Consider the following 10,721-nt stretch of genomic DNA (forward strand, 5'->3'; position numbering starts at 1 on the left):
TTCCATGCCTACTGCCCAACCCGCCCCGCGTCGCAGCGCCGCCTCGCGCACCGCTTCCCTGACTTCCTTGTTGTGCGTGTCCGGCCCGTTGTTGCTGCTGGCCAGCAACCAGGCGCAGGCGATCCCCTCGTTCGCGCGCCAGACCGGTTCGTCGTGCGCGGACTGCCATGTCGGCTCCTACGGCCCGTCGCTCACGCCGTACGGCATGCGCTTCAAGCTCGGCGGCTTCACCGATACCGACGGCAACGGCACCAAGATCCCGGCGTCCGGGCAGGTCACCTGGACCCGGCGCAATCCCAGCCGCGGCGACAGCAGCGCGCGCATCAACGAAGCGGACCTGTACCTGGCCGGGCGGGTCAACGACCACGTCGGCGGTTATTCCAAGATCCGCTCCAACAACGGCGGCAACGACACCTTCAACACCCAGCTGGACGACGTGGATCTGCGCTTTGTCAGCAAGCCGTTCCAGCTGGCCGGCAAGGACGCGATGGTCGGCGTCAGCATCAACAACAATCCCGGCGTGTCCGATCCGATCCAGGTGCTGCCCAATGCATCGACGTTGAGCCCGGTGTCCAATGCCGGCTCGGCCAGCATGCTCAGCTCCTCGGCGCTGTCCAACCGCGTGATCGGCGCCACCGTGTATGGCCTGTTCGACCGCAACTGGTACGGCGAAGTCGGCAGCTACAGCGCGCTGTCCACCGACGCGCAGGACCACCTGGGCTGGAACCCCAACGGCGACCCGGGCAAGCTCAGCGATACCGGCTATGCGCGCCTTGCCTACATGAAGGACATGAAGCGGCAGTTCTTCTCGGCCGGGCTGACCGCCATGACCACCCGCCGCCAGCGGCTGCGCAGCGGCGGCCCCAGCGATGACCTCACCGATCTGGGCTATGACCTGACCTACCAGTTCCTCGGCACCCGCGAGCACGTGCTGTCGCTGGCCTACGTCAACATCTACGAGCGCCGCAAGTACGGCAGCCCGCTGCAGCCGACCGACCCGAGCATGTCCCCGCGCGAGCGCGGCAGCGTGCGCGACCAGAACATCAGCATGAACTACGCGTTCAAGCAGACCTATGGCGTACTGGCGGCGCACCTGATCAACAGCGGCTCGTTCGACGTGGCGCGTTACCAGCCCTACGGCCTCCCCGACACCACCGCCAATCTGATCCTGCTGTACTGGACCCCGTTCGGCAAGGAAGGCACCTACACCACCAACGCCAACGTGCGGTTCGCGGCCACCTGGTTCCGCTTCGACAAGTTCAACGGCAGCACCACCAATGTGTTCGGTGGCGGCAACCCGATCACCAACCCGCGCGATCTCGACACCTTCTCGCTGTCGGTCAATGTCTCGTTCTGATTCCCCCGCACGCGTAAGGACCCCCATGAACTCATTCCACAAGACCCTGTTGTGCGCACCGCTGGCCGGCCTGCTGCTGGCCGGCGCGCTGTTTGCCTCACCCGCGCGCGCGGGCGACGGCAAAGGCATCTTCATGACCGAATGCGCCGAATGCCACAGCGCCGCACAGGGCAAGAACAAGAAGGGCCCGTCCATGTTCGGCGTGGCCGGGCGCCCGGCCGCCAGCCTGGCCGACTACAGCAACTACTCCGATGCGCTCAAGGCCAGCAAGTGGCAGTGGACGCCTGCCCAGCTCAAGGCCTATCTGTCGCAGCCCTCCTCCAAGGCCTTGCCGGGCACCAAGATGAAATACGAAGGCCTGGAGGATCAGCAAGAGCTCGACGCGCTGATCGCCTACCTCAACACCCTGCACTGATCGCGCCGGCGCGCTGGCGCCGACGCTGCCGGCCGGGACCCGGAGGCGCGGTCGCCGGTGGCGGCCGGCGCCGGTGCGCGTTGCCTGTACCGGTTCCTTCGCGTATACGGACGGAACCACCGCGGTCGCGGCGGACTCGCCCGGCGTGATCGGTCACCATCGCGCCCCCGTTCCATGTAGACGCTCACCTCCTTGCCGAATGCCTTGACTGCCAGGCCTCACCCGCTCCGGACGCGACGCAGCTGCGCCTGCGACGGGCACCCGTGGGCGGCCAGCGGCCAGCGGGCGGCATGGCGGCGCTGCCATCCGCCATGGGGCATACCGCGCTGTCGGCATGCCCAGCCCCCACGGCGACGCGCCGCATTGCGCCGCTGCCTGCTGCTGGCCCTGGTGCTGGGCCCGGGCAACGCCATCGCCGGCACCGTCGGCGGCGCGGTGGCGGTGACCTCGCAACTGATCGACCGTGGCATCTCGATCGCCCCCAACAAGGCCACCCTGCAGACCGCCGGCTATTGGCTGCCCGCACCCGGCTGGTCGGTCTCCGCCTCGGTCGCGCTGCAATCGCCGGCGCTGAGCAAGCCGGTGGCGGTGACCGCGCAGGCCGCCCGCGCCTGGATGCTGGGCGACCGCTGGCAGATGCAGGCCAGCGCGCTGTACTACGGCTACCCCACCAACCAGGCCACGCGCACCTTCGACCGCCAGGAGGCCAGCCTGGCCTGGTCCTATCGCGACGTCCTGACCTTTTCGGTGTCCAGCTTCAATTTCCCGCGCGCCGACCGGTCGCCGTGGAATGTCGCCATCGATGTCACCGCCAATGTCCCGCTGCGCGACGACCTCAGCCTGACGGTCGGGGCCGGCTCGTCGCGTTTCCCGGCGATGGCCTACGGCGCCGCCCAATCCGGCCGCTATCAGTACGGGCAATTCGGCCTGAGGTGGAGTCGGGATCGATGGACGCTGAAGCTGGAACGCATCGCCACCAGCGACAACACCCCGCGCCTGCAGGGCGGGCCCGGCGAAACGCCCTGGCTGAGCACCGCCTCGGTCACGTTCTGACCCCCACGCAACCTTTTGCCCGCCTGCGTGCACTGACATGCGTCCTAAGCCGTGCCTGCCTCGATGAATGATTCCGACACCCTGGGTGATGCCACCGACCGCATGCTGCTGCGCCGCATGGCGGCGGGCGATCGCGCCGCGCTGTCCACCATGTACACCAGCTATCACGGCCGGCTGTGCCGCTTCCTGTCGCGCCTGACCCGGCGCCCGGACATCATCGAGGAAGCCATCAACGATTGTTTCTGGATCGCCTGGCAGAAGGCCGGCGACTTCCGCGGCGATTCGCAGGTCTCGACCTGGATCATGGGCATTGCCTACCGCTGCGGCCTCAAGTGCCTGCGCCAGCACGACGGCGAGGCCATCGACGATACCGCCGTGGTGGAGGACCACGCCCCCAGCGCCGACGACAACGACGACAGGGAGCTGCGCGACTGGCTCGACAAGGGCATGGAACGGCTGTCGCCGGACCAGCGCCTGGTGATCGAACTGGTCTATGGCGTCGGCCACAAGCTGGAAGAAGTCGCCGAGATCATGCAGTGCCCGGTGGGCACCATCAAGGCCCGGCTGTTCCATGCGCGGGTCAAATTACGCAATGTGCTGCCCGGCCTGGCCGGCGGCGCCCCCTACACGGAGACCATGCAATGAAGACGTTTTTCATCGCGCCTGGCAAGGAATGCTCGCACGCCTGGGAACTGATGCCCGCGGTCCTGCTCGACAGTGCCACCGAGGAAGAGAACACCTGGCTGATCGCGCACGTGGCCAAGTGCGCCTCGTGCAGTGCCGAGTTCGCCCAGCAGAACCGCCTGCGCCAGGCCCTGGCGCTGCCGTCGGCGGTGACGCTGGACGCCAACGCCGGCCTGCAGCGCCTGCTCGGCCGCCTGGATGCGCCGGAGCAGGCCAGCGCGCCGCTACCGCCGGCAACTCGCCGCTCCGGTAGCTGGACGGTACGCGCCCTGGCGGCCGCCGCCCTGGTGCAGGCGATCGGCCTGGGCGTCATGGGCGTCAAGCTGGCCGCGCCCGCGCCTTCGCACGACTACCGCACGCTCAGCAGCGCCACCGCCCTGCCGGTGCCGCAAGGCGCCATCCGGGTAGTGCCGGACGCCAGCATGACCGTGGCCGACTGGGACCGCCTGCTGCATGCGCAGCAGCTGCAGGTGATCGGCGGGCCCAACGACATGGGCGCCTACACCGTGGTGCCGGCCGTACCGCAAGCGCCGGCCCAGCCGCAGCAGACCGTGCAACAGCTGCGCGCCAACCCGGGTATCCGGATGGCCGAGATCGTGTCGGCGCCATGAAGCGACTGCTCGCCATCGGCATCATCGCCGCCGGACTCGGCCTGGGCACCCAGGCCAGCGGGCAGGCCGCCACGCAGCAGCCGGCGCACGTCGCCGCCGCCGGCAGCAGCACGCGACCGGCCGCCGATGCACGGACGCCCGACAGCAGCCGCGACATCCTGCTGGCGGTAGCCAACCCGCTCAGCGCGCCGCCGGCCCGTGCCGGTTCCAGCCTGATCGGCTACGCCTCCAGTTACTACGGCGCCGGTCAAAAGGCGGCCGCGCGCGTGGAAGCGCTCAAGCAGCGCTACAAGCTGCGCGAAGTCTCCGGCTGGCCGATCACCTCGCTGGGCCTGTATTGCGCCGTGCTGCAGCCGCCGCCGGGCGTGTCGCGCGACGAACTGGTCAGCGCGCTGGCCGACGACGACGGCGTGGAGCTGGTGCAGCCGGTGCAGGATTTCTCGGTGTTTTCCGCCGACGCCTCGGAAAAGACCACCGCGCTGTCCGGCTACAACGACCCGTACGTGGACCTGCAACGCGGCTTCATCGCCACCGATGCGGCCAGCGCGCAGACCGTCACCCAGGGCCGCGGCGTGGTGGTGGCGGTGGTCGACACCGGCGTGGACACCACCCATGCCGACCTGAAGGCGCGCATCCGCGATGTGCACGATCTGGTCGACGACGCGCCGGTGATGACCAGCAGCGACTCGCACGGCACCGAAGTGGCCGGCATCATCGCCGCCGGCAGCAACAACCATCAAGGCATCGTCGGCATGGCGCCCAAGGCCATGCTGAGCATCTACAAGGCCTGCTGGTACGCGCCCACGGTCGGCGCCACTGCACGCTGCAACACCTTCACCCTGGCCAAGGCGCTGGCGGCGATCAACAACAGCTCCGCGCGCGTGATCAACCTGAGCCTGGGCGGCCCGGCCGACCCGCTGCTGAGCAAGATGCTGCAGCACCTGGTGCAGCAAGGCCGCATCGTGGTCGCCGCGATGCCACCCAACGGCCGGCTGGACGGCTTTCCCAACGATGTGCCGGGCGTCCTGGTGGTGCGCAGCAGCAGCGCCAGCGCGGCCATGCCGGGCGTGCTCAGCGCCCCCGGCAAGGACATCCTGACCACCCAGCCGAACGGCCGCTACGACTTCACCTCCGGCTCGTCGATGGCCACCGCGCATGTCAGCGGCGTGGTCGCGCTGCTGTTGTCGCTGTCGCCCTCGCTGGACGCCAAGGCACTGCGCGAGCTGATGCAGCGCACCAGCAAGATCTCCGACGGCCAGTTGCAGGTCAACGCCGGTGCCGCCGTGCAGGCACTGGCGCCTCCCGCCAGACATTCCAACTGACGACACCGGCACATGGCCAAGTGGATTCCCTTGTGGCTGCATCGACTCAGCTCGCCGCCAACCTTCTACCGCTTCGCCGGACGCGTGCGTCCGTGGGCCTTGGGCCTGGCGCTGCTGCTTGCTGCGGTGGCCGCCTACGGCGGGCTGGTGCTGGCGCCGCCGGATTACCAGCAGCACGATGCCTACCGCATCATCTTCATCCACGTGCCCAGCGCCTGGATGAGTCTTTTCATCTACGCGGCGATGGGCGTGGCGGCGTTCATCGCACTGGTATGGCGGATCAAGCTGGCCGAGGTGGTGACCATGGCCTCGGCGCCGATCGGCGCAGCCTTCACCTTCATCACCTTGTGCACCGGCTCGCTGTGGGGCAAGCCGATGTGGGGCACCTGGTGGACCTGGGATGCGCGGCTGACCTCCGAGTTGCTGCTGCTGTTCCTGTACCTGGGCGTGCTCGGCCTGTACCACGCGGTGGAAGACCGCCGCCAGGCGATGCGTGCGGCCGGCCTGCTTGCATTGGTGGGACTGGTGACCCTGCCGATCGTGCATTACTCGGTGGTGTGGTGGAACACCCTGCACCAGGGCTCCACCGTACGCCTGCTCGGCCCCTCCACGATGAGCGCGGACATGCTGTGGCCGCTGCTGACGATGACATTGGCGACCAAGTGCTACTACGTGGCCAGCCTGTTCGGCCGCGTGCGCGTGGACCTGCTGGCCCTGGACAGTGGCAAGGACTGGGCGCGCCGCATCGTGTTGACCGGGCGCACCGCATGAGCACCTTGCTGGCCATGGGCGGTTACGGGCAATACGTATGGACCGCGTACGCCGTGTTCGTGCTGGTGCTGCTGGCCGACCTGGCATCGCCATGGCTGCGTCGGCGCCGCCTGCCGCGCGAACTGCGCGGCCAGCTGCAACGGCAGGCGCCGCGGCGCACACGCGATGCGGCGGCGGCGGCGCCGCTGGAGCGTGAAGCCCCATGAACGCCACCCGCAAGCAACGCCTGTGGCTGGTGCTCGGCGCACTGGCCGCCGCCGCATTGGCGGTCACCCTGATCGTGTTCGCGCTGCAGCGGAACATGAGTTATCTGTTCACGCCCAGCCAGGTGCACGACGGCGCAGCGGCCGGTTACCGGCAATTCCGCCTCGGCGGCATGGTCAAGGCCGGCTCGATCCAGCGCGCCACCGACAGCCTCACCGTCCACTTCACCGTGATCGACAAGCACGCAGCGACGCAGGTCGAGTACACCGGCATTCTTCCGGACCTGTTTCGCGACAACCAGTCGGTGATCGCCAACGGACGCATGCAGGGCGGGCGCTTTGTCGCCAACGAAGTGCTGGCCAAGCACGACGAAACCTACATGCCGAAGGAATTGAAGGACGCGATGGCCGAAGGCCATGTCGGCAAGCCGATTCCCGCCGCCGCGGTGCCGCTGTCTGCGCCGCGCTGATGCGGCGCGCACGGTCTTTACTCAATCAATGATCCCCCTTCGCTGCACGATGCGGTTTGCCCATGACGCCTGAACTCGGCCAGATCGCACTGATCCTGGCGCTGCTGCTTTCGCTTGCCCAGGGCGTGTTGCCGCTGATCGGCGCCTGGCGCGGCAATCCCGCATTGATGGGCATTGCGCGGCCTGCTGCGGTCGGCCAGGCGCTGTTCGTGTGGATGGCGTTCGGCCTGCTCGCCTGGTCGCTGCTGTCGCTGGATCTTTCGGTGCGCTATGTCGCCGACAACGCCAACACCGCCCTGCCCTGGTACTACCGCTTCGCCGCGGTGTGGGGTGCGCACGAAGGCTCGCTGCTGCTGTGGATCGCGATCCTGTCGACCTGGACGGTGCTGCTGGCCGCCTTCAGCCGGCATCTGCCGCAGGCTTTGGCCGCACGCGTGCTGGCGGTGCTGGGGCTGGTGTCGGTGGGCTTTCTGGCCTTCATCCTGCTGACCTCCAATCCGTTCGGGCGGCTGTCGCCGATTCCACTGGACGGCAACGAGCTCAATCCGGTGCTGCAGGACCCGGGCATGACCTTCCACCCGCCGGTGCTGTACACCGGCTATGTGGGGTTCTCGGTGGCGTTCGCGTTCGCGGTGGCGGCGCTGCTCGGCGGCGAGCTGGAACAGGCCTGGGTGCGCTGGGCGCGGCCGTGGACCAACGTGGCCTGGGCCTGCCTCACCGCCGGCATCGTGGCCGGCAGCTGGTGGGCCTACGCGGAACTGGGCTGGGGCGGCTGGTGGTTCTGGGACCCGGTGGAAAACGCCAGCTTCATGCCGTGGCTGGTCGGCACCGCGCTGATCCACACCCAGGCGGTCACCGAAAAACGCGGCAGCCTGCGCGCCTGGACCATCCTGCTGTCGATCCTGGCGTTCTCGCTGTCGTTGCTGGGCACCTTCCTGGTGCGCTCGGGCGTGCTGACCTCGGTGCATGCCTTCGCCGCCGATCCGCGCCGCGGCCTGTACATCCTGATCTTCCTGATCGCCGTGGTCGGCGGCTCGTTGCTGCTGTACGCGCTGCGCGCACCGCGGATCGCCAGCGGCAAGCCGTTCGCCGCCGCCTCGCGCGAGACCGCGATCCTGATCGGCAACCTGCTGCTCACCGTGGCCGCGGCGATGGTGTTGCTGGGCACCCTGTTTCCGCTGGTGGCCGATGCCTTCGGCCTGGGCAAGGTGTCGGTGGGGCCGCCCTATTTCGGCCTGCTGTTCCCGCTGCTGATGGTGCCGGTGATGCTGTTGCTGCCGTTCGGCCCGTACCTGCGCTGGGGCAAGGCCGAGATGGCGCCGTTGCGGGCACTGGGCACGCGCGCCGGCATCGCCGCGATCGCCTGTGCGCTGGTCGGCAGCCTGTTTGCCGATGGCCAGGCCAAGGCGGTTGCCGGGATCGGGGTCGCTGCATGGGTGGCAGCCGGCACCGCGCTGTACATGCACAAGCGCTGGCGCGAGATGCCGCGCGGCCGGCGCTTTCCGGCGGAAATGGCCGGCATGCTGCTCGCGCATGCGGGCGTGGCGGTGTTCGTTGCCGGTGTACTGGTCTCAGAGAGCCTGTCGGTCGAACGCGACGTGCGGCTGGCACCCGGGCAGACCGCCGAGATCGCCGGCTACGTCTTCCGCTTCGACGGCGTGCAACTGATCGACGGGCCGAACTGGAAGGCCGAACAGGGCAGCGTGCAGGTCAGCCGCGATGGCCAGGTGGTGGCGCAGCTGCATCCGCAAAAACGCCTGTACGGCAGCGAGCGCATCCAGACCGAGTCGGCGATCGATCCCGGCATCACCCGCGACCTGTACGTCGCCCTCGGCGAGCCGCTGGACGACCAGCATATCGAGTACGACTGGACCCTGCGGCTGTACTACAAGCCCTTCATCCGCTGGATCTGGGCCGGCGGCCTGCTGATGATGCTGGGCGGTTTCGTCAGCGCCTGCGCACGCCGTTTCCGTGCGCCCGCCCTCGCCGCCACGGCGACCGCGGCGCCGGCACGCGCCACCAGTGTCACCACGCAGGAATCGCACGCATGAACCGTCTGTTGCCCTTGCTGGGTTTCCTGCTGCTGGCGGCGCTGTTCGGCTTCGGCATCTACTGGACGATGCAGCACAACCCGCGCGAGGTGCCCTCGCCGTTGATCGGCAAGCCGGCGCCGGCGTTTTCGTTGCCGCGGCTGGATCAGCCCGGGCAACGCATCAGCCGCGATCAGCTGCTGGGCAAGGCCTACGTGCTCAATGTGTTCGGCAGCTGGTGCGCCGAGTGCGTGCACGAACATCCGCTGCTGATGGCCCGCGCCAGCCGGCTCGGGGTGCCGCTGATCGGCTACAACTACAAGGACGCACCTGCCGACGCCACGGCCTGGCTTGCGCAGTACGGCAATCCGTATGCGTTGGTGATTGCCGACGAAGCCGGCCAGACCGCGATCGATTTCGGCGTCTACGGCGCGCCGGAGAGTTTCCTGATCGATGCGCAAGGCGTGATCCGCTACAAGCACATCGGCGTGCTCACGCCCGCGGTCATCAACGACGAGCTGCTGCCTGCCATCGCTGCATTGCCCGGAGCCAGCCCGTGATGGCGGCGCTTCGCGCATGGCGCCGGTACTGGCACATGCAGGGCCGGCCCTTGCGTCTGCTGCTGGTGTTGCTGCTGGGCGCGTTGCTGGCACCGCCACTGGCGGCGCAGGCGGTGGACCCGCTGCCGTTCAAGAACCGCAGCGACGAAGCGCGCTACCAGCGCCTGACCGCGCAGCTGCGCTGCCTGGTCTGCCAGAACGAGAACCTGGCCGACTCCAACGCCGCGCTCGCGCGCGACCTGCGCCACCAGGTGTTCGCGCAACTGCAGGCCGGCAGGAGCGATGCGCAGATCAAGCAGTACATGGTCGATCGCTATTCGGATTTCGTGCTGTACGACCCACCGGTCAAGCGCGGCACCTGGCTGCTGTGGTTCGGCCCATTGCTGCTGCTGGGCGCCGGCGCGGGCGTGGTGGTCCATACCGTGCGCAAACGCGCGCGCGCCGGCACACCGGTGGCGCCGCAGGCGGAGGAAGAGTGGTGATGACGGGGTTTTATGTCGCAAGCGCCGCGCTGGTGCTCATCGCCCTGCTGTTGCTGCTGGTGCCGTTGCTGCGCCGGCCCAAGCGCACCGGCAACGCAGGCTACCTGTTGCCGATGCTGCTGGTGCTCGGCGTGCCGATCGCCACCGCCGGCCTGTATCGGCTGGTCGGCGCGCCGGATGCGATCGCGCGGCGCGTGTACGCCAGCGCGCCGCCGGCGCAACCGGCGGCGGCAGCTGCGCCCACGGCCGCCGATGCGCAAGCCCGCACCGCCGATGCCGTACAGGAGCAGGCGCTGGACGCGTGGATGCAGCAAGCCAAGCTGCACGAGCAGGACAACCGCCCGGCCGACGCGCGCGAGGCCTATGCGCAAGCGCTGAAGATCGCGCCGGATCTCAGCGCCGCCATCGTCGGCTGGGTGGCCGCGGACATGGCCACGCGCAGCGATTTCGCCATCGATGCCGATTCGCGCGCCCGCCTGCAACAGGTGGTCGCACGCGAACCGGATCATCAACGCGGCCTGTGGCTGCTGGGCATCAGCGACTTCCAGCAGCAGGACTACCGCGCCGCCAGCGCACACTGGCGCCATCTGCATGACTTGCTCGATACCGGTTCGCCGATGCAAAAGGCGGTGGCCGACAAGATCGCCGTGGCCGAAGCGCTGGCACGCGCACGGCAATCCGGTCGCGCAACGCGCTGAAATCAGCCGCGCGCCGTCTCCGCGTTCAGGGACACCACGACGCCGTCCGACCGCTGCGCCGCGCT

The 10,721-nt window shown here is 68.7% G+C and carries 13 protein-coding genes; all 13 read left to right on the forward strand.

Features of this window, described 5'->3' with window-relative positions; genetic code table 11:
- Positions 1–4 precede the first annotated feature (4 nt).
- The gene (locus C0541_RS12675; protein WP_115048824.1) at positions 5–1,357 is read left to right on the forward strand and encodes a cytochrome C; all 1,353 of its coding nucleotides are present in this window, start codon (positions 5–7) and stop codon (positions 1,355–1,357) included.
- A 25-nt stretch (positions 1,358–1,382) separates the two neighbouring features.
- Entirely contained in the window at positions 1,383–1,772 is a 390-nt protein-coding gene (locus C0541_RS12680) for a c-type cytochrome (protein WP_161960044.1), read from the forward strand.
- Positions 1,773–2,090: 318 nt separating this feature from the next.
- Positions 2,091–2,825, forward strand: coding sequence for a hypothetical protein (locus C0541_RS12685; protein ID WP_115050300.1), 735 nt, complete (start codon positions 2,091–2,093; stop codon positions 2,823–2,825).
- A 63-nt stretch (positions 2,826–2,888) separates the two neighbouring features.
- Positions 2,889–3,470 (forward strand): sigma-70 family RNA polymerase sigma factor, encoded by a 582-nt coding sequence (locus C0541_RS12690; protein ID WP_016902094.1) that lies wholly within the window; start codon positions 2,889–2,891, stop codon positions 3,468–3,470.
- Complete coding sequence (locus C0541_RS12695) at positions 3,467–4,120, forward strand: zf-HC2 domain-containing protein (protein WP_161960045.1); 654 nt, start codon at positions 3,467–3,469, stop codon at positions 4,118–4,120. The genes C0541_RS12690 and C0541_RS12695 overlap by 4 nt, the downstream gene beginning before the upstream one ends.
- Positions 4,117–5,442 (forward strand): S8 family serine peptidase, encoded by a 1,326-nt coding sequence (locus tag C0541_RS12700; RefSeq protein ID WP_115048828.1) that lies wholly within the window; start codon positions 4,117–4,119, stop codon positions 5,440–5,442. The genes C0541_RS12695 and C0541_RS12700 overlap by 4 nt, the downstream gene beginning before the upstream one ends.
- A 12-nt stretch (positions 5,443–5,454) precedes the next feature.
- The gene (gene ccmC / locus C0541_RS12705) at positions 5,455–6,213 is read left to right on the forward strand and encodes a heme ABC transporter permease CcmC (RefSeq protein ID WP_115048830.1); all 759 of its coding nucleotides are present in this window, start codon (positions 5,455–5,457) and stop codon (positions 6,211–6,213) included.
- Entirely contained in the window at positions 6,210–6,419 is a 210-nt protein-coding gene (gene ccmD / locus C0541_RS12710) for a heme exporter protein CcmD (protein ID WP_115048832.1), read from the forward strand. Before ccmC ends, ccmD begins: the two co-directional genes overlap by 4 nt.
- A complete protein-coding gene (ccmE, locus tag C0541_RS12715; protein WP_115048834.1) occupies positions 6,416–6,886 on the forward strand; it encodes a cytochrome c maturation protein CcmE in 471 nt (156 codons plus the stop codon). The genes ccmD and ccmE overlap by 4 nt, the downstream gene beginning before the upstream one ends.
- A 62-nt stretch (positions 6,887–6,948) precedes the next feature.
- The gene (locus tag C0541_RS12720) at positions 6,949–8,937 is read left to right on the forward strand and encodes a heme lyase CcmF/NrfE family subunit (protein WP_115048836.1); all 1,989 of its coding nucleotides are present in this window, start codon (positions 6,949–6,951) and stop codon (positions 8,935–8,937) included.
- The gene (locus C0541_RS12725; protein WP_115048838.1) at positions 8,934–9,476 is read left to right on the forward strand and encodes a DsbE family thiol:disulfide interchange protein; all 543 of its coding nucleotides are present in this window, start codon (positions 8,934–8,936) and stop codon (positions 9,474–9,476) included. Before C0541_RS12720 ends, C0541_RS12725 begins: the two co-directional genes overlap by 4 nt.
- Positions 9,476–9,958, forward strand: a complete 483-nt coding sequence (locus tag C0541_RS12730; RefSeq protein WP_161960120.1) for a cytochrome c-type biogenesis protein — start codon at positions 9,476–9,478, stop codon at positions 9,956–9,958. Before C0541_RS12725 ends, C0541_RS12730 begins: the two co-directional genes overlap by 1 nt.
- The gene (locus C0541_RS12735) at positions 9,958–10,656 is read left to right on the forward strand and encodes a TPR domain-containing protein (protein WP_115048840.1); all 699 of its coding nucleotides are present in this window, start codon (positions 9,958–9,960) and stop codon (positions 10,654–10,656) included. Before C0541_RS12730 ends, C0541_RS12735 begins: the two co-directional genes overlap by 1 nt.
- Positions 10,657–10,721 lie beyond the last annotated feature (65 nt).

The sequence above is a fragment of the Xanthomonas arboricola genome, assembly GCF_003353015.1.
Taxonomy (GTDB): domain Bacteria; phylum Pseudomonadota; class Gammaproteobacteria; order Xanthomonadales; family Xanthomonadaceae; genus Xanthomonas; species Xanthomonas arboricola_E.